The 25516-nt window shown below is 43.3% G+C and carries 17 protein-coding genes; all 17 read left to right on the top strand.

Annotated elements, in window-relative coordinates; genetic code table 11:
* The first annotated feature begins 370 nt into the window (after positions 1-370).
* The 17 genes from spoIID to HQN88_RS23945 all read left to right on the top strand — a co-directional run bounded on the left by spoIID (position 371) and on the right by HQN88_RS23945 (position 25291).
* Positions 371-1420, top strand: a complete 1050-nt coding sequence (gene spoIID / locus HQN88_RS24025; RefSeq protein WP_173117265.1) for a stage II sporulation protein D — start codon at positions 371-373, stop codon at positions 1418-1420.
* 82 nt (positions 1421-1502) lie between these two features.
* Positions 1503-2240 carry a M23 family metallopeptidase gene (locus tag HQN88_RS24020; protein WP_173117263.1) on the top strand — a complete coding sequence of 246 codons (738 nt, stop codon included), beginning with the start codon at positions 1503-1505 and terminating at the stop codon, positions 2238-2240.
* A 247-nt stretch (positions 2241-2487) separates the two neighbouring features.
* Positions 2488-2778 (top strand): sporulation transcriptional regulator SpoIIID, encoded by a 291-nt coding sequence (spoIIID, locus tag HQN88_RS24015; protein ID WP_056611628.1) that lies wholly within the window; start codon positions 2488-2490, stop codon positions 2776-2778.
* Between the two features lie 174 nt (positions 2779-2952).
* Positions 2953-3951, top strand: a complete 999-nt coding sequence (gene mreB / locus HQN88_RS24010) for a rod shape-determining protein (RefSeq protein WP_056611625.1) — start codon at positions 2953-2955, stop codon at positions 3949-3951.
* Positions 3952-3979: 28 nt separating this feature from the next.
* Entirely contained in the window at positions 3980-4873 is an 894-nt protein-coding gene (locus HQN88_RS24005) for a flagellar hook-basal body protein (RefSeq protein ID WP_173117261.1), read from the top strand.
* Positions 4874-4897: 24 nt separating this feature from the next.
* Positions 4898-5764, top strand: coding sequence for a flagellar hook-basal body protein (locus tag HQN88_RS24000; protein WP_173117259.1), 867 nt, complete (start codon positions 4898-4900; stop codon positions 5762-5764).
* A 161-nt stretch (positions 5765-5925) separates the two neighbouring features.
* Positions 5926-6144 carry a DNA-directed RNA polymerase subunit beta gene (locus HQN88_RS23995; protein ID WP_173117257.1) on the top strand — a complete coding sequence of 73 codons (219 nt, stop codon included), beginning with the start codon at positions 5926-5928 and terminating at the stop codon, positions 6142-6144.
* 121 nt (positions 6145-6265) lie between these two features.
* The gene (locus tag HQN88_RS23990; protein ID WP_246320420.1) at positions 6266-6784 is read left to right on the top strand and encodes a CDP-alcohol phosphatidyltransferase family protein; all 519 of its coding nucleotides are present in this window, start codon (positions 6266-6268) and stop codon (positions 6782-6784) included.
* 169 nt (positions 6785-6953) lie between these two features.
* The gene (fabZ, locus tag HQN88_RS23985; RefSeq protein WP_029195635.1) at positions 6954-7382 is read left to right on the top strand and encodes a 3-hydroxyacyl-ACP dehydratase FabZ; all 429 of its coding nucleotides are present in this window, start codon (positions 6954-6956) and stop codon (positions 7380-7382) included.
* Between the two features lie 32 nt (positions 7383-7414).
* Complete coding sequence (locus HQN88_RS23980; protein ID WP_173117255.1) at positions 7415-9109, top strand: phospho-sugar mutase; 1695 nt, start codon at positions 7415-7417, stop codon at positions 9107-9109.
* A 182-nt stretch (positions 9110-9291) separates the two neighbouring features.
* A complete protein-coding gene (locus HQN88_RS23975) occupies positions 9292-11343 on the top strand; it encodes a DUF5693 family protein (RefSeq protein WP_337995175.1) in 2052 nt (683 codons plus the stop codon).
* The gene (csaB, locus tag HQN88_RS23970) at positions 11316-12446 is read left to right on the top strand and encodes a polysaccharide pyruvyl transferase CsaB (protein ID WP_173117253.1); all 1131 of its coding nucleotides are present in this window, start codon (positions 11316-11318) and stop codon (positions 12444-12446) included. The genes HQN88_RS23975 and csaB overlap by 28 nt, the downstream gene beginning before the upstream one ends.
* Positions 12447-12524: 78 nt before the next feature.
* Complete coding sequence (locus HQN88_RS23965) at positions 12525-13316, top strand: WecB/TagA/CpsF family glycosyltransferase (protein WP_173117251.1); 792 nt, start codon at positions 12525-12527, stop codon at positions 13314-13316.
* Positions 13317-13451: 135 nt separating this feature from the next.
* The gene (locus HQN88_RS23960; protein ID WP_173117249.1) at positions 13452-14561 is read left to right on the top strand and encodes a glycosyltransferase family 4 protein; all 1110 of its coding nucleotides are present in this window, start codon (positions 13452-13454) and stop codon (positions 14559-14561) included.
* Positions 14562-14832: 271 nt separating this feature from the next.
* On the top strand, positions 14833-18831 hold the full coding sequence (locus HQN88_RS23955) for an S-layer homology domain-containing protein (protein ID WP_173117247.1): 3999 nt from the start codon (positions 14833-14835) through the stop codon (positions 18829-18831).
* Positions 18832-19114: 283 nt separating this feature from the next.
* A complete protein-coding gene (locus HQN88_RS23950; protein WP_173117245.1) occupies positions 19115-22003 on the top strand; it encodes an S-layer homology domain-containing protein in 2889 nt (962 codons plus the stop codon).
* 402 nt (positions 22004-22405) lie between these two features.
* Entirely contained in the window at positions 22406-25291 is a 2886-nt protein-coding gene (locus HQN88_RS23945) for an S-layer homology domain-containing protein (protein WP_173117243.1), read from the top strand.
* Positions 25292-25516: the final 225 nt, after the last annotated feature.

The following is a 25516-nucleotide window of genomic DNA, read 5'->3' as shown; positions in this document are numbered from 1 at the left end:
AACTAACTGGATTTTCTGTAGTTAATTTCGCGAGATTTTGCTGATATAGCCGATTGCGGTGATTTTACCTGTAAGTTTTCCATCTAGTCAGCAATTTCTGGCACTTCCAGCGAAAAGAGATGGAGGTTTTCCAGTTAAACCGCAACGGACAGGGCTGTGCATTGGCGCTCTAGCTAGCCCCTATTCCGGACAAAATACTAGACGTGTTTACCTTATATTTTGTTCCACAAACAGGATTTTTCAGCACATCTAAGATACCTATCAACTAGTTCCCAGCCTCGTTCGTGTTCTATTCTAGCAACCCCTCTCATAAGCTAAGACATACCAAAATTGCTGCTAGTAAACGCGCTAATGGAGGCTGCTCAGACATATGTTCAAAAAGAAACGCGTGCTCAGAAAAGAAGTCATCCTGTGGATGACTGTTTGCTTATCTTCCATGTTGTGTGTCACTATCATCGTGCCTGGATTGCTAGTGAAGAAGATTCCAACCGACGAGGTGTACCCAATCCCAATTGAAGACTCAACTTTGCAAGAGACTAGCACTGGGCAAGGGTTGATGATTCCTGTGTATTTGACGAAACAGGCAACTGTGCAAACCGTTCCACTAGAGCAGTATGTTAAAGGTGTGCTAGCTGCCGAAATGCCCGTAGATTTCGAGTTAGAAGCACTCAAGGCGCAAGCGATGGCGGCCAGAACCTATGTCGTGCGTAGAGTCATAGAGAAGGATTATAGCAATATGCCAGTGAATGATGCACTTGTGACAGATACGACAGCCCATCAAGCCTATTTGACAGATCAGGAGCTTCGAACGAAGTGGGACAAGACCAAGTATGAAACGAATATGGCCAAGATTGATAGAGCTGTTAATGAGACCAAAGATAAAATACTGACTTATGGACACGTACCGATCAACGCGACATTTTTCTCAACAAGCAATGGGTATACCGAGAATTCGGAAGAATATTGGCCTTTTGCAAGCCCTTATTTACGCAGCGTGCCTAGTCCATGGGATATTAAGCTGTCTTCTCGCTATCAAGAAAGTGTCACGATCAGCTATAAGACGATGCTTCAGAAGTTAGGTGTGGCGAGTATTGCGACGACGACAGATACGAGTGCCAAAGGTATGAAAGTACTCTCTTGGTCTACCGGACATCGCATAAAAAGCATGACGATAGGAGGCAAAGTTTTCACAGGACGCGAAGTAAGAGAGAAGCTAGGCCTAGCATCCTCTCAATTCGCTTGGAAATGGGCAGGCTCTCAAATCACGATTACCACGTTCGGATACGGCCACGGTGTAGGTCTCAGTCAATGGGGCGCCAACGGAATGGCGAAGGAAGGTAAAACCGCGGAGGAGATCGTAACCTATTATTACACGGGCATCTCTATTGAAAATGCAGCTTCTTTTCTGGGCAAATCATAAACTTGTAATGTTTCTATAAAAATATCTTTCTGTAAGTATAAAACCTTGTAAAGTGTCAAGAATGGTTGATGAGGTGATAACCATGAGTGATAATAACAAAGGTTTTCAGAAAGAAGAAGCTCCTAAAACTGTTCAAGGAGCACAAGGTCCAACATCTGCATGGAAGAGATTGCTTGCTAAGAAATGGGTATTCCCAGCGACGTATGTGGCAGCAGCAGCAATTATCTTAACCTTAATGTGGGTGTACCAGGGAGCAGGAACGAAAACAGTCAGCCTAGATGATCCAGGTCTTAAGGTTAGCAGCAGTGAACAAACCGATAATCCGAAAGCACCACATGATGGGGCTCTCGCGGTTAACGGAACGACGGAAGCCATGCAATGGCCTGTGAAAGACAGAGCTGCAGTAGAAGTAGCAATTCCTTACTATGACACGAATGCATCCAATGATGTGAAAGCAGCGGCAATGATCGAATACCTCGATCAACTGACACCGCACACGGCAATCGACTTGAAAGCCAAAGATGGCGCAGCATTTGATGTACTAGCTGCACTAGGTGGTAAAGTAACAGCCGTTGAGCAAAGTCCTGTTGTTGGTAAGCTAGTTGAGATTACACACAGCAACGGTTTGATCAGTATTTACCAAAGTTTATCTGATGTGAAGGTAACGAAGGGTGCAGAAGTGAAGAAAGGCGATGTTATCGCCAAAGCAGGCAGCAACGATTTCGAGAAGGAAGATGGCGTGCACTTACACTTTGAAGTACGTCAAGTTAGCGACAATGCAGCCGTTAATCCAGAAAGCCTCTTGAACGTCAAGCAATAAGCAGCATTTCGAGCATTACGATACATGGGGCTAAAGCCTACATACAGTGAACGGCAGCGGGTATATTCCTGCTGCTTTTTCACATTTTTCATGCACATTTGACCGGTTTGGGCGCCAAAAGCGGGTTTCTTGTTATTATTTTGAAAATAAATATGGGAAATGAGCTTGTCAGGCTTGGTTACGTAGAATATCTAGTCATGCCCCTCATATACTTTACCAAACTATCTCGAGTAGGGAGGCGAGGGGAGTGCACGATTACATCAAAGAGCGAACCATTAAGATTGGTACCTGTATCGTCGAGACCAAGAATACGGTTCGCACCATTGCTAAGGAATTCGGCGTTTCCAAAAGCACAGTGCATAAGGATTTGACGGAAAGACTACCGGAAATCAACCCAGACCTGGCCAATCAGGTGAAGCACATTTTGGAGTATCACAAGTCAATTCGGCACCTTAGGGGAGGAGAAGCGACGAAAATTAAGTATCGTAAGACCCGTAATCCCAAGCTTTCCGAAATCTTGGTTACGGTTAAGTCCTAAGATACCCTTCATCCCGAGTTGTTTCCTGTGTTTCCTATAACTGGACGTGTCGAAATTTCACGGAAAAAGAGGAAAACATGCATTTATAGCGAATTTAGCTTATAATTAGAACTGTATATCAGAGCGCCGATTCTTCACGGGATGGACGGTAGGTTTAGGGAGGATTAATTAGAAATGTTCAGCAAGGATATTGGAATAGATCTCGGCACGGCAAATGTGCTCATTCATGTAAAAGGTCGCGGAGTTGTGCTTGATGAGCCATCCGTAGTTGCGATTGAAAGCGATACGAAACGTGTGTTGGCTGTTGGGGAAGAAGCTTTCCGCATGGTAGGTAGAACACCTGGTAACATTATTGCGATTCGTCCTCTTAAGGATGGCGTTATCGCGGATTTTGATATTACGGAAATGATGTTGAAGCATTTCATTGCAAAAATCGGGGGCAAGAATTGGTATTCTCATCCGAGAATACTGATCTGCGCCCCTACCAACATTACCTCAGTTGAGCAGAAAGCGATTCGCGAAGCAGCTGAGCGCAGCGGTGCCCGAGAGGTATTCATGGAAGAAGAACCGAAGGCAGCAGCAATTGGCGCCGGCATGGATATCTTCCAGCCTAGCGGTAACATGGTTGTTGATATTGGCGGAGGGACGACGGATGTTGCCGTGTTATCCATGGGCGACATCGTCACCTCCTCTTCCATTAAGATCGCAGGCGACAAGTTCGATATCGCGATCACGAAGTATATCAAAAATAAGTACAAGCTGTTGATCGGTGAACGGACAAGCGAAGATATTAAGTTGAAAATTGGAACGGTATATCCACATGGGCGTGATCAAGAGATGGATATTCGCGGAAGAGATATGGTTTCTGGACTTCCATTAACGATTACCATTCACTCCAGTGAAGTACAGGAAGCCCTGTGGGATCCGGTTTATTCCATCGTCACAGCGGCGAAGAGCGTACTTGAGCGGACACCTCCGGAATTATCTGCGGATATTATTGATCGTGGTGTTATTCTGACAGGCGGCGGCGCGTTGCTTCATGGGCTTGATCAATTGCTTGCGGATGAGTTGAAAGTGCCAGTACTTATCGCTGAAGACCCCATGTCTTGTGTTGTTAAAGGCACAGGAATTATGTTGGATAATTTAGATAAAGTAACCAAACGTAAATTTTAATAAGACAACCTATCTAAGAGGTGACTAGATGTTAAGAGGACTGTATACCGCGGCAGCAGGGATGATTTCTGAGCAACGCAGACACGATACCGTAACGAATAATATTGCTAACTTGAATTCTCCAGGTTTTAAACAGGGTAATGCCTTGTCGCGTTCGTTTCCAGAAATGCTGATCTCTACGATTCGCGGTGGACAAGGTGCCTCTCCAGCACCGCTTGGGAAGATGAGCTTAGGTGTGTTCTCGGAAGAGAGTATCTCCGTACACACCCAAGGTGATCTGCAGGAAACGCAGAATCCTTTCGATTTTGCATTGGTCTCGAACATTCAACTACCGGGAATTGCATTTGATGCAACAGGTAAATACGTCAATGCCGAAGGGGAGCGAACATTCCAACCGCAGGCACTATTTACCGTCTTGAACCCGAATGGCGAGCAGCGTTACTCCTTAAACGGGAAGTTCACTGTCGATGCAGCAGGTCAGCTTGTGAATGCCAATGGCGAACAAGTATTGGGCCGAGATGGACAAGCTTTAGTCTTGTTGGATGGAGCCGGGCAACCGATCTCGAATTTCAAAGTCACGGCTAGGGGCGAGTTCATGGACAGCGACGGACGCCCGATTCTGGATGGGGCAGGTGCGCCAATCGGTTTGATGCTCTCACGTGCAGAGAATCCGAATCTATTGCTCCGCGAGGGGAATGGGTTACTGCGTATTAATCCAGGAGATGAAGCGACGATTTCGCAAGTAGCGCCAGGTGACCAAGTTGAAGTGCGCCAAGGCTTTATCGAGCGTTCGAACGTCGATTCCGCGCAATCCATGGTGGATATGATGTCGGCGCTGCGCGCTTATGAAGCGAATCAAAAAGTGATCCAATCGTATGATAAAAGTATGGACAAAGCAGCAAATGAAGTAGGACGCGTCTAAATCTAGCTTGCGAAGGAGCCAGCCATGAACAATTCCATGATCAACTCATCGGTATCCATGCACAGCTTACAGCAAAAGCTGGATATTCTCTCCAATAATATAGCAAATGTGAATACAAACGGCTTTAAGAAGAAGGAAGCCTCCTTCGAGGATGTGTTGACGAATGTGCAAGCACAACCGGAAGGATTCCGTCAGCAAGGACGCTTTTCGCCGCTTGGTTTTAACCAAGGCTGGGGATCGAGGCTTGTGCAGATTCAGACGAATTTGGCGCAAGGCCCGATTCAGCCGACGGGCAATACAACGGACTTCGCTATTCAAGGCGATGGTTTGTTTGAAGTAGCCGTCAGCAAGGTTGACGAGAATGGTAATCAAGTATTCCAGCCCGCTTGGACACGTAACGGGGCATTCAGCTTAACACCTGACGGACAAGGCGGAACGGTGCTTACGACGAAAGAGGGCCATTATATCGCAGATATTGACGGAAGCCCGATTAATGTGCCAACAGGACTTCGACCAGTCGTTGAGCAAGATGGTACGATCCAAGGTTACGATAAACAGAATCCAGCTGCTGCACCCGTAACATTAGGTCAAATTAAGCTGGTGCGTGTCGTACGACCGCAGCTTCTTCAAGATGTGGGAGATAATTTATACACACTTCCAGCGGGGATTACTGCAGGTGAGAAAGCGAATATCTTGCAAGATGTGAACGGTGTGGCTGCAACAGAAGCGACTCGCGTTAGCTTAATGCAAGGCTTTCTGGAACAATCCAATGTGACACTTTCGGATGAAATGACGGATCTGGTTATTGTCCAACGGGCCTTACAGCTGAATTCCCGGGCTATCACATCCTCCGATCAGATGATGAACATGGCTAACAATTTACGTGCTTGATCCCAAATAAACGACAGCCCTGTCCTTTAAGGACGTATCCGGTACTCGGAAGAACAAATTCTTATTTGCGATTAAAACTACATTTAAAACGCGGTCGCTCATCCTCGAGGTACTTCGATAGAAGCTTTTCTCATGTTTGTAGAAAGGAAGGGATAGGCTCGATGGCAGAGAAGCCTGCTCCAGTCAAGAAGAAGCCAAGGCCGAGATGGCAGAAGATACTATGGCTTATTTTCAAAATTGTACGAATTCCCGTGCTGGCCATTGCTGCGATCTATATTGGTCTATGGGTAGGCTACACGAAGTTTGGGAACCAACCTTCATCAGAAATTTTACATATCAGCACATGGCGGCATTTATACGATCTCGTTTTTGCAAATTAATCGAACTCCCGTATGGGAGTTTTATTTTTGTAAGAGCAGCGGTATAATGAAGAAAGACTTTATCTGCCAAATATAAATACTGAAATTTCGGATCGGATACTTAGGCTGCAGGAGGAGTACCTTGAATATACCGAACATGCTCACGATCAGCAGGTTTGTACTAATCCCCGTGTACCTCGTGCTTTTTTTCAATGGCTACATCCGAACCTCCTTCATCATTTTACTTGTAGCTGGCTTGACGGATATCCTAGACGGCTACATCGCTAGAACGCGCAAGCTGATCACCCCCATGGGTGTCATGCTAGATCCGCTAGCAGACAAGTGCATGATGATTGCGGTCATCCTCTCTCTCCTCATCTCAGAGATGATTCCTTGGCAGGCAGCCCTGGCCATGTTCATCCGTGACGCAGGTATGATTATAGGCTCCGCCTTCTTTCATTTTAGAGGCAAACTGACCGTTCCAGCGAACGTTATGGGGAAGCTAACGACGGTACTCTACTATTTCGCCATTCTCTTTATTGTGTTTGAATTCACCTATGCCATCACCTATTTATGGTACGTGATCGGGGTCTCTTTCTTAACATCATTTATTTATATTTTTCAGTTCCTTCTATTAAATCGTGGTGCTCGAGCGAAATAACAGGTATAGGCATTATAAAAAAAGAGCCTATGTAGGGGTCTGTCATACAGACCGTTACATAAGCTCCCCTTATATGAACCTTCACTTCTGCAGGACATGAAGGGACCTCCCTATTGTAAGTAATTCCCTTGTATTTTATACAAGTATTCGAAAGGAGCACGAACGCACGATGCTAGATATTAATCAAATTCAAGAGATCATTCCCCACCGCCCGCCTTTCCTTCTGGTTGACCGTATTTTGGAGGTAGAAGAAGGGGTTAGAGCTGTAGGAATCAAAAATGTTACAATCAATGAACCTTTCTTCGCAGGTCATTTTCCTGGTTATCCGGTTATGCCAGGGGTTTTGATTGTCGAAGCCCTGGCACAAGTTGGTGCTGTAGCTGTATTGTCCATGCCTGAGTATAAAGGCAAAATCGGCCTATTTGCAGGTGCAGATGGCATTCGCTGGCGTCAACAAGTGGTACCAGGCGATACACTTACCTTAGAAATGACCATTACACGAGTAAAGGGCACTATTGTTAAGGGTCAAGCTGTGGCTAAAGTTGGCGACAAAGTGGTAGTTGAAGGTGAGCTTATGTTCGCCCTTGCTAATAAATAGCCCATACATATAAAGGAGATGAACCTACGACGATGACGCGTGTGCAAACAGAGTATCAATTATGGCTCCAAGATCCAGCTGTCGATGAGCAAACGAAGCAAGAACTTCAAGCTATTCGGGAAGATGAGAGAGAAATCGAGGATCGCTTTTATAAAGATCTTGAATTTGGGACAGGCGGTCTCCGTGGGGTCATTGGCGCGGGTACCAATCGTATCAATGTATACACCGTGGGTCGTGCTAGCCAAGGCTTAGCGCAGTATGTGAACGGAACGGGAGCGGCTAATCCGGCTATCGTTCTTGCTTATGATTCCCGCCATATGTCACCTGAGTTCGCATTGGAAGCTGCGCTTGTTTTCGCGGGTAATGGGATTAAAGCGTATCTGTTCCAGACGCTGCATGCCACTCCGCAGCTTTCTTTTGCCGTCAGATACCTAGGAGCGACAGCGGGTGTTGTTGTCACAGCGAGCCACAATCCGCCAGAATATAATGGTTATAAAGTATACGGTGCAGATGGCGGGCAGTTGGTGCCTGAATTTGCAGAGCAAGTTATTGACCACGTACAAAATATCCATACTTTTGATAAAGTGAAGAAGTTGTCTCAGCAGGAAGCAGAAGCGCAAGGGCTTCTCGCTTGGTTAGGCGATGACGTCGATCAGGCTTACATCAAGGCGGTTACGGCGGTTAGTCAAAATCCAGACGTCATTAAGGAAATCAGCGATGATTTCCGAGTGGTTTTCACGCCACTGCATGGTGCAGGGAATATTCCAGTGCGCGAAGTTCTGAAGACCGTTGGCTTCGAGCAAGTACGTGTCGTTGCTGAGCAAGAACTGCCAGATGCACAGTTCTCTACTGTGAAATCGCCGAACCCGGAAGAGCGTGAAGCGTTCACGCTAGCGATTGCTCAAGCAAAGGAATGGAATGCCGATATCATCATCGGAACCGATCCGGATGCTGACCGCATGGGTGCCGTCGTGAAAGATCCGAATGGTGAATATGTCGTGTTATCGGGTAATCAATCCGGTGCGATTATTGTGAACTATTTGTTATCGAGCATGAAAGAACGTGGAACACTTCCGGCTAATGGTGTTGTGATCAAAACGATCGTAACAAGTGAGATGGGCGCAGTTATTGCGAAACATTATGGAATTCCAACGCTGAATACCTTAACGGGCTTTAAGTATATCGGTGAAAAAATGTCGCAATTCGAGAAAACAGGAGAACACACATACCTGTTTGGCTATGAAGAGAGCTATGGTTACCTGGCTGGCGATTATGCGAGGGATAAAGATGCCGTCATCGCAGCTATGTTAATCGCTGAAGCTGCGGCGTACTATAAGAAGCAAGGCAAGACCCTGTATGAAGTGCTGCAAGAGCTGTACGAATCCTTTGGGTACTTTTTGGAAAAACTGGAATCAAGAACACTTAAAGGGAAAGATGGCGTGGAACAAATTGGCCGCATGGTGGAAGCTTGGAGAACGAATCCGCCAACTGAGATCAGCGGTACACGTGTAATCGCCGTTGAGGACTACGCACAAGGGATTAATGGCTTACCTCGGGAGAACGTTTTGAAGTTCAAACTAGAGGACGGTTCTTGGTTCTGCTTACGTCCATCTGGCACAGAGCCGAAAATTAAGTTTTATTTTGCTGTCCAAGGAGCAACAGGGCCAGAGGCTGCACAGCAGCTGGATGGTATCATTCAATACGTGCTTAATCGTGTAGACGGATAGTGCAATAGGTGTACAAAACCTCTTCAGAACCTAAGTGAGGGATAGCTCGTCTAATTCATGGCTGGATACGAAATCTACCATGTATTGGGCGTATTCCCCCGCGTGTGGGGGCGGAGGGGTTTTCGAATGTATACGGGATTAGAAAGTAATAAAAGTACATGCTCTAAGGAGTGGACGAACTGGTGAATCTGTATCAAACCTGGAATAACCCGTTAAGAAATATTTTATGGTGGATCGTGATTTTGGGGATGCTGTGTTCCTTGCCGCTAGCTTATACACGTCACCAAACCGAAACGTCGGCGAATCAAGTTGAGTTTGTGTTCGACTATCGTGATTTATTGGATATTGCCGATGTGCAAACCAATCCACAGAATTTTGTGAGCACGGAATTAAAGAACATGAAAGCCGCGGGCATAAGCTCTATGGCTGTTTACGAAAGTACGTTAGGTGAGTTCAAGGAGAGCCGTCGCATTGAGCTATACAACTCCCGTGACGCGTCTATGCTGACTCAAACACCTGGTAATCCTAGCGAGAATTACACGTATGTGCTATTTGCAGATAACCAAACGCAACAGAAGTTAGAGCCGCTTATCCAGAAAACGTTTGCGGATCTACAAGTTGGTGTGAAGCCGTGGAGCTTCAAGAACCGTAATGGTCTGGTCATTCAGATGAGTATGGATGATGCCTCTATTAAGGCGATGGATCCAGACCCGATCGCTCTGCAAATGCTGAAGGAGCAAGGTTTCCAAATCGTCGTGCGGCTAGCAAATCGCAGACCGTTCCACACCAATGAGATGGATGCTCTGCTTAAGCAGTTCCATGATCTTGACGTCAAACGTATCATCGTGGATGGGAATGAAGTTCCTGGGTATACCGAAGAGGATACAGAAGTTAATTTGAATAAAATGGCTGATCTCCTTAATAAGTACGGCATCGGACTCGCAGCGATTGAATTGTTGAAGGAGCCGCAAAAAGGATTCAGTACGCTAGCCAAACAAACGAATTACAACGTCGTGCGGCTGCACTCTTTTACAGAGAAAGATGGCGAGAAATTGACAGAGCCGCTGAAAAAAGCGGAGCTTGCAGATCGTGTGCAAGGTGTATCCGATCGGCTTGTATTGGCTGTAAAGGATCGTAATATTCGTATGGTGTTCTTGAATGCCAAACCGGTGAAAAGCTTAGATAAAGGCAAAGTGGTTGACCCGCTTTCGTCCTATTATGCAGCGTTGCAGGGTAAAGATGGTACAATTCCTCGTATCCAAGACGTAGGCTTTACATTAGGACAAGCTGAGGCGTTCGATGTACATACAACAGGCTGGCAGAAGATTGCTCGATTCTTTTTGCTGTTAGGCGGACTAAGCCTGATCGTATGGATGCTTTCGTTCTTTTTGCCTGAATTGACGATTGTTTTCTTCGTTGTAGGCTTGCTTGGTTTAGTTGCTCTACATACGCTTTCGGCGAATTTGTATGCACAAGGACTTGCTTTGGCGACAGCGATTAGTGCACCTAGCGTTGCGGTTATGCTGGCAATCCGATCAGTGAGATCAGGTGTTGCAGCGAAATGGAAATCAGGACTGGCTTACGGGCTATGGCAGTTATTACGAACATCACTCGTGTCTTGTTTAGGTATTGTGTATGTCGTAGCACTACTGAATCATGTCACGTATTCCTTGGTGTTGCAGCAGTTTAGGGGCGTTGGGATGCTGCATTTGCTACCAATTGCCATAGTTGGTGTGTATCTCTTATTCTTTAGTGAGAATAATACGTATAAGGAAAAGATCGCGAATATTCGCCGATTGCTTTCTTCCTATATAAGTGTGTTGTGGATCGTGATCGCAGGCGTAGGGCTTGCAGCTGTCTTCTATTATTTGTCTCGTACAGGGAATGAAGGGCAAGCTTCTTCAATCGAGAAGTTATTCCGTTCTTTCTTGGAAAATACATTAGGTGTACGTCCGCGGACGAAGGAATTCCTAGTCGCTCATCCGATATTTGTATTGGGTGCCTACTTGTCCGTTCGTTATCGTCATGCGGTGTACTTGCTATTCATCGGTGTCGTTGGTCAACTTTCCTTAGTGGATACGTTTGCTCATCTGCACACGCCACTGCACATTTCGTTAATCCGTATCTTCTACGGACTTGTGTTAGGTGCAATCATCGGCTTAGTTCTCATTGCAGCTTGGGAAATACTCACAAGGAGTTGGAAACGATGGGTACAGCCCCAATTGTCAAAATAGCGTTATCCGGCTACTACGGTTTCGATAATAGCGGGGATGAGGCTGTGCTGCAGTCGATATTGTTCGCTTTGCAGGAGCAAGGTCAGGCGCAGGGGATTCAGATTGAACCTATCGTGCTTTCGGCCAATCCAGCGAAAACGACAGAGATGTACGGGGTGAAAGCTTATCATCGCATGAAGCCAGGCTCACTATTGCGAGCTTTGCGCGAATCGGATGGGTTAATTAGCGGTGGCGGTAGCTTATTGCAAGATGCCACAGGCTCGAAGACGATCCCGTATTACTTGGCTGTGTTGAAAATAGCGCAATGGCTCGGGAAGCCAACGTTTATTTATTCGCAAGGCATCGGGCCGGTGAGCCGGCCGATGTTCTTTGGCTGGATCCGCAGCGTGTTCAAGCGCTGCGCGTTCGTGTCGGTCCGCGACACAGAGTCCGCGGATTTATTAGGGCAGATGCGCCTCCCGCGGGAGCGCATCACGGTCGTGCCCGACCCGGTGATGGGCTTGCCCCTCCGGGACTGCGGGGTTGGCGTGCCGGAGGGGGGCACGCCTCAGGCAAGTGAAGTGCGGACGATCGGCGTGTCCGTCCGCTTCTGGAACGAGGACCGCTCCGAGCTGGAAGCTCTCGCGCGGTCCCTGCAAGAGCTGCTCGCAGCACGCACGGATGTGCAGCTGCGGTTCTTGCCCTTCCACCTCCCCTCGGATGAGGTGGCGTCGCAGTTCGTGATCGATCGCTTGGGCGATCACAAGAACAGGGCGGAGATGGTGCGTGGCATCACGCATCCGCAGGACATGCTCGCGCAGGTCGCAGCGTGCCACCTGCTGATCGGGATGAGGCTGCATTCTTTGATCTATGCAGCCTCGCAGTTCGTGCCTATGGTAGGGATCTCGTACGATCCGAAGATCGACCAGTTCCTCCATAGGCTTGGCATGAAAGCAGAAGCATCGACAGCTCGCTTCGATGCTTCTGCCTTTACGCAGGAGGCGCTGGGCCTCCTCGATGATCGCGAGCAGTGGGCGGCGTCGAGCCGCGCCGCCATCGAGCAGCTGAAGGCGCAAGCGCAGCTGCCCGCGCAGCGGATCATATCCTTTTACAAGAGGAAATAGTAGATAGATTTTCATCCACATTGCACCAACTAGCAACCAAAATGCAACCTACAACGTCAATAATAAGGAAGAGATATAATGAGCTCTACTTCTGTTACCAATCAGCCGGCAGCACTGGCATCTTTGCAAGCTATACCGAAAGTGCGCATTTACGGTGTGCCTATCTCCAAAATGAGCATGAAACAAACCGTTGACTACTTATCAAAGGTTATCGAGTTGAAGCAACCGCATCAGGTGATCACGGCTAATCCCATCATGGTGATGGCCGCGCAGGACGACCCTTCGTATCTGAAGATGATGCAGCGTGCAGAGTTAATCGTTCCGGATGGAACGGGTGTTGTTTGGGCGGCTAATCACGTCGGTCAACCAGTTGCAGAACGAGTGCCAGGCTATGATTTAATCCACGAACTTATGAAGGTCGGGGAGAAGAAGGCATGGAAGGTTTACCTTTTAGGTGCTTCTAATGAAGTTATACAAGCCGCGGCTGAGAAAATCCGCACGACTTACCCGAAGGTGAACCTTGTCGGCGTAAGGGATGGCTATTTCGGCGATGCCGAGGACGCGCAAGTGATCCAAGCCATTAAAGATGCTGAACCAGATCTGCTTTTAGTAGGTAGAGCGGCAGCAAACCAAGAGCCTTGGATCGGAAAATACAAAGAACAATTGGGTGTGCCCGTAATGATGGGAGTCGGCGGAAGTTTCGATGTGCTTTCGGGCAAGCTAAAGAGAGCACCTAAATTTTTTCAGAAATTACGTCTGGAATGGTTTTACCGCCTTCTTCAGGAGCCGTGGCGCTATAAGAGAATGCTTCTACTCCCGAAATTCGCAGTGAAAGTGATGCGCGACAAAGAGAACGTCACAAAACCATGAAAATATCTTTGAAAATTGGCTGAAAACGGTCATTTCAGATGAATTTAGCAGTAGTATTTGTGACGGAATGGGAGTATAATTCATTTCGGCGGTCACCGGCCTGCCACCCATGACAAGAGGAGCTGTGAAGAAGACATGTATGGATTATATGCGATAGGGTTTATTGCTGCGTGCGTTATGGCGTTATTGCTGACACCCCTGGTCAAAAAATTTGCCTTCTGGGTAGGAGCTGTTGATGCCCCCAACCATCGGAAGGTACATACGCGAATAATGCCGCGTCTAGGAGGATTAGCGATTTTCCTTGCGTTCGTCGGAGCTTATTTCGTCGTCTCTCCAGCACTTGATGCCGTGAATTCAGATGCTGCTTTTGGACTTCTGCTCGGAGGCTTTGTGATTGTTGTTACAGGTGCTCTAGATGATCGCTTTCAATTATCTCCCAAATGGAAGCTTTTAGGACAGCTTATTGCTGCCTGTATCGTTGTTTCCTTTGGACTCAAAATAGACTTGGTTAATATTCCGTTTGGCGAAACTAACTTGCCGATTGGCTGGTTGAGTATCCCGATTACGATATTATGGATTGTCGGTGTATCCAATGCGATTAACTTGATTGACGGCCTGGATGGTTTGTCGGCAGGTGTATCGGGTATCGCGACAACAACTATTCTCATTCTTGCCCTTATGATGGGGAATGTGACTGTTATTTTACTCTGTGTGATTTTGCTAGGAAGTATTTCAGGCTTCATGTTCTTTAACTTCCATCCGGCCAAAATTTTTATGGGCGACTCCGGCGCCTTGTTCCTGGGCTTTGCCCTTGCGACACTTTCGATTCTCGGCTTTAAGCAAGCGGCCGTTGTTTCACTTTTAATTCCGATTATGATTCTAGGCGTGCCCTTATCTGATACATTCTTTGCGATGCTTCGCCGTTATGTAAATAAACTGCCGATATCAGCACCGGACAAAAGCCACTTGCATCACTGCTTATTGCAAATGGGCTTCAGCCATCGTACAAGCGTCCTGATTATCTATGGAATTGCTGCTATTTTCGGTGGTAGCGCGGTGGTCTGCTCAGTATTTATTTCTCAAGATTCCACGTGGGGACTTATCATGATTATTGTTGCGCTGTTCCTCGTTATGCTTGTTGGGGCAGAGGCGATCGGTATTATTAGTAAAAGCCGCAAACCTGTGATCAACTTCCTGCAAAAACTAGTTGGTAAGCAGGTACAGAGTGATCGTGTAGGTAAATAACTTATCATTTATAGCAAGTATTTAATCCAGCCCTTGTGGCTGGATTTTTTGTATTTATAAGGAAAAACCTTTCTTTCTCTAAACATTTCCCTACAATCAACCGATAAGTAATATACAGTAACTTTTGGCGATTAGCCGCGTCTAATCATGTAGAATGATAGAAGAATTTGGGAGGGATTGTCGAAATCTAGTAAGTGATGATTGATAAATGGTACACTCCGTCCCTACATAACAGCTAATAACATTTAGATAACATAAGGAGGAAATTGTTTTGAAACGATTACGAACCAAATTAGCAAGCATACTGTTGATCATGTCATTGATGATTAGTTTAATGCCTATGATGACAGCGAGTGCAGCTTCAACGCTTGTTATCAAAAATTTATACACGGACACGGATAATGCCGGTACATCCTTAGCGAAGCCGAAGGATAACAATTTAGTTACACGAATTACGCAATTACCTTTTACATTAAATGTAGAAACAACTAATGTAACAGATTCGCAGATCCCTTCCATTTACTTCGAAATTACGAATATCAATTCAGGTGCTGTGACAACAGAGAAGAACAACAAAGCGGTTATTACTGGAACGAATCTTGTTAAATTTGATAATATCCAGTTAACAGAAGGCTTAAATAAAGTCGTCGTTTATCTAGGAGATTCCAATGCAATTGCTTCTGCACCAGGTTGGTTGTACTATGCTCCAACAACTAATTTATCCGATATTACGGTAAATAACGCTCAACTGGAAGAAGGAAAGATTTATCCGATTGACCGTGGCCCTCTGAAAGCAGGGACAACAGGTATCCAAATTAAAACAAAGGCGTCCAACGCTAGTGCGGTTCAGGCTACATTAACTGGCGATAGTCTGCCTAAACAAGGCTTCAAAAGTAATGATGGTTACTTCTATTTCACTGGGGATGACAAGAACAAGTCTTCTTCAACATGCGCTTCTGTTACCAGCTTCTGTTTGAATCCAGGTGACAATATTATTAACTTCATTGCGAGCAATGATACGAATAAATATCAAGCAGTTAAGAAACTATGGTACGATAATGGCCAGCCCTTTGCTTTTAACGGAAAAATACAAGAAACAGATCTGGATCTGTCCGATGCGATAACGCCCCCACCACCAAAAGACTTAATTACGATTCCAACCTTCCAAACAAGCGCTTTGACTTTCACAGCTAGCGTTAAAAGCGATTTGGAAGCATCCGGGTCTTTACGATACCGTTATGTAGATGTGGCAATTAACGACGCTTCCGTGGCTACAATTGATTTAGGTAGTCCTACTGATCTGCTACCAACGACGGTATCAGGAGTCACCTACTCTGCAACTAAGAACAATTCAATGACTCGTCTTAATGAATATCTGGTCAAAGACTTAAAGGTTGCCATACCTAATATTACTTCTGTCGCGGCGAATGAGCAGCGTCTAACATTTACGTTTAGAGATGTTACCAATAGCCTAATTCCAGTAATCACAGAATATAAATTTAAATATGTTGATCCTAGTCATCCATATATCGATAGATCAACCATAAGTAATGGAACGATTGAAAATGAACTTAGCCTAGGCGATGCAACGCAAGTGAACGAGCTCCCAGCTGACATTCATGTGTATGCCAATAATGAAACTCGTTCAATTAGGGCTATGATTGATGGCGTTTATTACCCTAATGCAGATCCAATTATAGGAACATGGGATAATGTAGCCCAATTATTTAAGTATGATCTTAAACTTCAAGGCATAACGGATGGCAACAAGAAATTAAGTATTGAGCTCTATAGTGACACAGCGGGAGCAACAACAAGATACAGTACTGTTGATTATAAGTTGAACATAAGTAACGCTCCTTATGTTCTGGTTAATAATATCTCTAACAGTATGACGATCAAGAATATTAAGAATCTATCGTGTGGAGCTACAGAAGCTTGTATTTCGGGTAGACTGGTTAACTTCTATCAAGATCCAGTAACAGGCACAGCGGTACCTGCTAATAAAGTAGAAGTATCTATGAATGAAAGTGTGTATACACTTGATTCTAGAACTGTTGAAGCGATATTTGGGAAGGTTCCTCCCACACCAGCAACTCCAACAACCCCAGCAGTTCCAGGGACATTGAATACCTTCACTTTACCATTAACTCTTTTTAACACTGATCTCACGAAGGTGATGGTTGAAGGCAAAAATACATTGAAGTTCAAAATTTATGTCAACAATGTATTTATCACAGAACAATCGTATGACATCTATCTATTTTCTACAGATGCACCTCAATTTACGGCTATTAAACCAGTAGAAAGTGGTACATCAGGAATTCAATTTATCGCAAATAGTAATCCGGATACTTATACGACGACACAGCGTACTGTGTCATTTGACGGATTATATTCAAGTCTAGATGCAAATGGAGTGGCTTCACCAATCAAAGCTTTAACGTTGGTTGTGCATACGAAGGATGCTAAGGGAGATGCGTTGGTTTATCAGCAAACGATAGGCAGTTCCAGCTCGATTGCTGTTATCGACCAAACAGCGAATTCACAATCCGTGACTTCAGCAGGAAATGCTAATTATTTCACTTCTATTAGTAGCACAAACTTTAAAACAACAGCATTTAAATTGTTGGATGACTCAGATATTGTCTTTGAGTTTAGAATCACCAATAATTCCAATATCACAGCAACGAAGTCTATTACAATTACAAGGCAGAATGTTCCTTACACAATTGTTCAACCGGTCTTGATTAAGAACCCTAAAGGGGAGCTGCAATCTAACATCAATAGTGATTTTTATAACATCATTATTGAAGCTGAGAATGCGGAAAGTGTTTTATTCGATAAAAATGAAGCAACTAAACGCACTGTGAATTCCGTGGATCAATATTTATATCAAGTTACTAATTTGAAACCTGGTGCAAATCAAATTAAGTTTACTATTAATCGTAACGGGGCTAAGGTGAATGGTAGTTTTATTCTTTTCAATACCAATACCAACGTTCAGGGTGCAGCTACGCTTCAAAATATGAATACGAAGTTTAAACTCTTTAATAGTGGGCTACAGCTATCTTTCCCTAAAGACACTAAATTAATGAGAAATGTACCGGATAGCAATAACAATCAGTATATTACAACAGGACGTAAGATATTGTTTGGTATCGCGGATACAGATGATGGTCGAGTAGATAAAGCACTATTTCCTGTACCGAATGGCTATTATAAATCCAAAATTAGTGTGAAAGTTGTAGAAGATACCTTTCATGCAGCAAGTAATCTCTACTATATGGATGCAGGTTTCATTCCAGCACCAAATTCAACTACAACAACACCTGATGATTTAACTAAAGGACTTAACGGCACGGGTGTCGATCCGTATGACACTACGAACTCAGGAAGAGCCTATTTTAACCGTCTAAATGATGAGATCGTTGTTCCTACACAAGATGGAGAATTGACGCTACAGTTTGATCAGGCCATTCGTCAAGATGCTGGAAAGTACATCACTGTATTCTTCTATGATATTTATGCGAATTATTCTAATACGACAGATTATGGCTGGAAGAACCTCGGCGGCGTTGTAGATACCAAAAACAACACGATAACAGTGCCTTTCCGGAAGTTCGGCTACTATCAAGTTATGTATATGGATCGCAGCTTCGATGATATGACAGGGCACTCATTCGCAAGAAATGAGCTCGAGACATTGTACTCCAAAGGTTTGATGAGAGCGAAAACTACGTTCTCATTTGGCCCGAATGATTACATTACACGTGGGGAATTTGCTCAAGTATTAGTCAAGATCTTTAAGCTTCCTTTGAACTATGCTGGTAACTCAACTTTCTCGGATGTTCTGAAAATTGATAACGCGATTGGTATGCTTTACGACTATAAGTATGTCGAGACAGCTGCAAGAGCCGGTATTATCCGTGGTCAGGCGAGTAATCGATTTAATCCAGGGGGATCCATTACGCGTCAAGATGCTGCTGTAATGATCGCTAGAGCGGCTGAGATGAAAATGAACACTGATCTTGCCAAATCTCTCGCTACGTTGCAAAAAGCGTTCACAGATGGAGATCGGATTGAGTCATATTCCAGACCTGCTGTTGAAGCTGTGTCTAAAGCGGGTCTAATTGAAGGCATACCGAATACATTGCTTCCAGGAGAGAAGAAAGAAACAGTGCGATTTGATCCAACTGAGCTACTTACACGCGCCCAAGCGTCTATAATCGGATATCGTGTGATGAAGCAACAAAAGATGGTTCCATAAGCAAGAGTAGATTAGAGCTTAAGACAAACAGCCACGTCACTTAATAAGTGATGGGGCTGTTTTTGATGTGCATATAGAACCTCTCGAGACACACATTTGGAAAATACTTATCAATGAAATGTAGTATAGAGTGTCGTATACTAAGTTTGTAGACGAGGTGATAGACGCGAAGCTACACGAAAGAGAATCAGAGATCGGCCAGTAAGTAGATTCAAAAGTCGCCCCGTTGGTTATAAGTTTTTATAACAAAAAAACTTTAAAATATTAGGAGGAAATACCCTTTATGAAGAAAACTCTATCCGTAGTTCTTACGTCCGCAATGGCTTTTTCCATGTTCTCAGCTGTCGCTTTTGGTAAAACATCCGCTGATTTCACGGATTTGAAAGACCTGGACGCAGCAACAAAAGCAAAGTTCGATGCGATGATCTCCGCAGAAATCTTTGATGGCGTAAGCGACACAACATTTGGTCTTAAAGAAGAAATGAACCGCGCACAGTTCGCTAAAGTAGCAGCTTTGATTATGGGTCTTGAAGTAAATAAAGATCTTAAAACATCAAGCTTCACTGACGTTAGTGTAACCGACCCAGCGAATGGTTATGCACTTCCTTACATCGAAGCTTTGAAAACAGCTAACGTAACTGATGGTTATGCTGAAGGTCAATACAACCCAGCGGGTAAAGTAACAAAAGAACAACTAGCTACTTTCTTGGTTCGTGTTCTTGGTAAAGATGCAGAAGCAAAAGCATTAACTGGTACAGACAAAACTGTTTCTGGTTGGGCACAAGGTTATGTAGCTGAAGCACTTGCATTAAAAGTTCTTGCTAACAATGCAGATGGCACATTTGGTGGTACTTCTAATGCAATTCGTGAACTTCTAGTGACTGGTGCATATGAAGCAAAACAACAATACGTACCAGCTGGTCAAGTTTCATTGACTGAAGCGAAAGCTACTGGCGTACAACAAGTAACAGTGAAATTCAACAAACCAGTTGATACAGCGAAAGCAGTAGTTGCTTTGACAAAAGGTACAACTAACGTTGCAACAACTGCTAAGTTTGCAGATGATAAGAAATCCGTTGTTTTAACTTTGACAAACGTTAAAGTAACAGAGGGTAACTACACGGCAACTCTTTCCGGCCTTGATGCAACTAGCGTAGCTAAAGCGACAGCAACATTTACAGCTGAAAATGAAAAAGTATCGAAATTAAGCTTTGTAAATGCAAGTGATGTAGTTCCACAAGTAAAAGACTTCGTTATTCAACTTAAAGCGGAGAACCAATACGGTGAGAATGCGACATTAAATGGCGGAAACTACTCAGTATTTGGTTACACAGGTACAATTACACGTAATGCGGATAATGGCTACCTTGAACTTAAAGTAGATACTAGTGATAAAGCTAAATATCCTACTGAAATTGGCGTGTTACCAATTACGGTTAGTCTAAATCAATCTGCTGTAACAGCGTCTAAAACGTTTAAAATTGGTACAGAGCAACGAGTTTCCAAAATTGAATTAGGAAAAGCAACATACGAAAATGGTAAAACAGCACTATCCAGTGAAGGCGATAAAGTAACATATGACATTACAAGATATGATCAATATGGTTACAAAGTAGTAGAAGATGCTTCCGCATCAATTACACCTGTAATTACGCCTGCTGATATGAATATTCTAGATAAAAAGGTAGACGACAATAAAGTAGTAGTAACAGTAGCAACTGGTAAAAAAGTAGATAAAACTGGTGATTATACAGTAACTTACTACGAAGGTGGAGCATCTGCGACAGCAACTGTATCACTTAAAGCTGGTTCTGTACCAACTAAACTTGAGTTCGGTGCTTATAATGGAGTAGTTGCTGAAGGCGACACAAATGCGAAATACATTCCGATTACAGCATATGATGCTGACGGTAAAACTCTTTCGGCACAAGCTATTGTTGACAATGCAAGTAGCATTAACTTCACAGTTTCTGGTGCAACAGTAGCAACGGGTACTGACGTAACTTCCAATGGTATTGTAAAATACGGCGAAAACAAAGGTAAGTTAAAACTAAGCTCGATCCAAGCAAAAGAGAGAGGCGTTGTATACCTATACATGTCCATCTACAATGCTAACGTACAAACACAAGCTCAACTTCCATTGACTGTGGTTGCTGCTCGTACACCAGAGAGCGTAGTACTATCAGGTAGTGAGCCAACGACAAAAGCATTGGTAGATGCTACAACAACGTTTAAAGTTCTTGTAAAAGACCAATATGGTGAAACACTTGATGCAGTTCCTACAGGATACGAAGTGAATGTAAATGTTGACGGAGCATCCTCTGCTGTAACTGTAGATTCCGCAGCTCAAGCTGCTGGAGATAACTTCAAGACTGATTTAAAAGCAAAGCTTAATGACAAAGAGATCAAGTTCACAGCAGATTCTCTTGGTAAAACAACAGTTAAAGTAGCAATTACAAAAGGTGGACAAGAAGTAGCCCCGGCTTTGAAAAGAACTGTAGAAGTTGTAAATAACACAGATCTAACATACAAAGCGAAAGAAATTTCTGATGTATTCGCAATCACAACTAATGAAGTAGCAAAAACAGGTGATTTTGCAAATGGATCAGTAAGTAAATTTGCGAAAGCTGTAGATGTTACTGTAACAGACAAATCAGGCAATACAGTTGCTGTTCCTAGTAGTCTTAAAGCGGTAAAAACAGCTTATACATCTGATTCTAATATCGCTACAGTAACAACTGATGGTAAAGTATTAGGTCAACGTGTAGGTACAGCTACAATTACAGCTGTTGTATTGAAGGCGAATGGTGAAACACAAGACTTCACTTACACAGTTAATGTAAAAGCAGATGCTCCTACAGTGTCTACCCTTACTGCGGATAGCAATGCAACATATAGTGCAACTAAAACTGTTGCTCAAATGTTGAATGTAAAAGCTGTTGATAACTATGGCACAGAGTATAAATTTAATACAGACACTAACGTGAACGAAGTTAGTAAGTACAAAGAGTTCTTGGGAGTTCAATATATTATCTCCGATGTTCAAGGTGGAGGTACTGTCCAATATGACCCAAGCACTGATAAAATTACTACAAGTGGAACAGTTAATGAGTTTGTTGTAAAAACAATCGCATCTAACGGTAAAACAACAACTACTTTGGTTACTAAATAATTAAAAATTAATGTTTACCCAAAAGGAGACCTACTTGGTCTCCTTTTGGATTTTAATAAGTATTTGGTGATTGAAAAGTTGGGGTTTGGGTGAGAGCAGTTAACGATACATTCAGCAATCTTTCAGTTAACTTTTAAGTTCTATTAAGCTTCCGTTCAAATCTTTTTTACAATCATTGATTACAATTTAGTTAAGTAGTTCAGATATGGCAAACGGCGACGGCCATGTTTGGAAAATACTTAGCAATGAAAAATCGCTTATATTATCGTATACTCAATTTGCAGCAAAAAGTGATATACGAAATTATATACGATAGATATTGCGTTTTAATAGAAGGCGTTACATCAATTTAGTTATAAGTTTTATAACAAAAACTTAAAATATTAGGAGGAAATACCCTTTATGAAGAAAACATTATCCGTAGTTCTTACTTCCGCAATGGCCTTCTCGATGTTCTCAGCTGTCGCTTTTGGTAAAACATCTGCCGACTTCACTGACTTGAAAGATCTTGATGCAGCAACACAAACGAAATTTGATGCTATGATCTCTGCTGGCATCTTCGACGGTGTGAGCGACACGACTTTTGGCTTGAAAGAAGAAATGAACCGTGCTCAATTCGCTAAAGTAGCAGCTTTGATTATGGGTCTTGATGTAAATAAAGATCTTACAACTTCAAGCTTTACTGATGTTAGTGTAACCGACGCGGCGAATGGTTATGCACTTCCTTACATCGAAGCTTTGAAAACAGCTAACGTTACTGATGGTTATGCAGAAGGTCAATACAACCCAGCTGGTAAAGTAACAAAAGAACAACTAGCTACTTTCTTGGTACGTGTGCTTGGTAAAGATGCAGAAGCAAAAGCATTGACAGGTACAGATGCTACTGTTTCTGGTTGGGCTCAAGGTTATGTAACTGAAGCACTTGCCTTGAAACTTCTTTCCAACAATGCAGACGGCACTTTTGGTGGTATCACAAATGCAACTCGTGATCTACTTGTAACTGGTGCATATGAAGCGAAACAACAATACGTACCAGCTGGTCAAGTTTCTTTGACTGAAGCGAAAGCTACTGGCATACAACAAGTAACTGTAACATTCAACAAACCAGTTGATACAGCGAAAGCAGTAGTTGCTTTGACAAAAGGTACTACTAACGTTGCAACAACTGCTAAGTTTGCAGATGATAAGAAATCAGTTGTGCTAACTTTGACTGATGTTAAAGTATCAGAAGGTAACTACACAGCAACACTTTCCGGACTAGATGCAGCTAGTGTAGCGAAAGCTACGGCAACATTTACAGCTGAAAATGAAAAAATATCAAAACTAAGCTTTGTAAATGCTAGTGATGTAGTACCGCAAGTAAGAGATTTCATTATTCAACTTAAGGCTGAGAACCAATATGGTGAAAATGCAACATTAAATGGTGGTAACTACTCAGTATTCGGTTACACAGGTTCAATTACCCGTAATGCAGATAATGGCTACCTCGAGCTTAAAGTAGATACGAGCGACACATCCAGATATCCTACTGAAATTGGTGTATTGCCAATCACAGTAAGTTTGAATCAGTCTGCTATATCAGTATCCAAAACATTTAAAATTGGGACTGAACAACGGGTTTCCAAAGTTGAGCTAGGAACTGCAACATACGAAAATGGTAAAACGGCTCTATCCAGTGAAGGCGATAAAGTAACGTATGCTATTACAAGATATGATCAATATGGTTATAAAGTAGTAGCGGATGCTTCTGCATCAATTATGCCTGTTATTACACCTACTGACATGAATATTCTAGATAAAAAAGTTGAAGACAACAAAGTGGTAGTTACAGTGGCAACTGGTAAAAAGGTTGATAAAACGAGTGATTACACATTAACTTACTACGAAGGCGGCGCTTCTGCGACGGCTACATTATCCCTAAAAGCTGGTGCTGTACCAACTAAACTAGAGTTCGGTACTTATAACGGAGTTGTTGCTGATGGTGATACTAGTGCCAAATACATTCCAATCGTAGCTTATGACACTGAAGGAAAAGCCCTGTCCACACAAGATATTGTTGACAATGCAGGTAGCATTAACTTCACAGTTTCTGGTGCAACAGTAGCAACAGGTACAGATGTAACTGCGAATGGTATCGTAAAATACGGTGAAAACAAAGGTAAGTTAAAATTAAGCTCGATCCAAGCAAAAGAGAGAGGCGTTGTATACCTATACATGTCCATCTACAATGCTAACGTACAAACACAAGCGCAACTTCCATTGACTGTGGTTGCAGCACGTACACCAGAGAGCGTACAGCTATCAGGGGATGAGCCAACAACAAAAGCATTGGTGAATGCTACAACAACATTTAAAGTTCTTGTAAAAGACCAATATGGTGAAACGCTTGATACGGTTCCTACAGGCTACGAAGTAAACGTCAATGTGGACGGAACAACTGCAGGTGTTACAGTAGATTCTGCAGCACAAGCTACTGGAGATAACTTCAAAACTGATCTAAAAGGAAAGCTTAATGACAAAGAAATTACGTTCACAGCAGCTTCCCTGGGTAAAACAACAGTTAAAGTAGCACTTACAAAAGGCGGGCAAGAAGTAGCGCCAGCTTTGAAAAGAACTGTAGAAGTTGTAGAAAACTCAGATCTAGTGTATAAAGCAAAAGCAGTTTCAGATGTATTTGCAATCACGACAAATGAATTAGCAAAAACAGGCGATTTTGCAAATGGTTCAGTGAGTAAATTTGCAAAAACATTAGGGGTTACAGTAACGGACAAATCAGGTAATACAGTTGCTGTACCAAGTGATCTTAAAGCAGTGAAAACAGCTTACACAACTGATTCTAATATCGCTACAGTAACGACAGATGGTAAAGTATTAGGTCAACGTGTAGGTACTGCAACAGTTACTGCTGTGGTGTATAAAGCTAATGGTGAAACAGAAGATTTCACTTACACAGTAAATGTAAAAGCAGATGCTCCTACAGTAGCGACATTAACAGCAGATGCAAGTGCAACATATAGCTCAACTGAGGATGTAGCTCAAATGTTGAATGTAAAAGCTGTTGATAACTATGGCACAGAGTACAAATATACAGATGGTGGCGTAAATGAAGTTAAAGCATACCAAGATTTCTTAGGGGTACAATATATTATCTCTGATGTTCAAGGTGGCGGAACTGTAGTTTACAACCCGAGCACTGATAAAATAACAATTAGTGGAACTGTTAATGAGTTTGTTGTAAAAACAATTTCATCTAATGGTAAAACAACAAGCACTGTAGTGTCGAACTAATAATTAGTTAAAAAGGAGTCATCTTTGGGGAGTTTCCCGAGGATGACTCCTTTGTGTTTTTAATAATTTTTATAAGTTCAAAGCAATTCAAATATTATTTTTAATTTTTTTCTAGGTAAACGCAACTTTTTAAGATTATATGCGTTTAATACTTTGAAAACAAAATGAAGTGATTTAAAATAAAAAAAACTTTACGGAGCTATTCGACCATTGTATAATGTGAAT

Origin of the sequence: Paenibacillus qinlingensis (assembly GCF_013204845.1) — a bacterium.
GTDB lineage: Bacteria > Bacillota > Bacilli > Paenibacillales > NBRC-103111 > Paenibacillus_E > Paenibacillus_E qinlingensis.
This window is presented reverse-complemented; position numbering and strand designations above follow the sequence as displayed.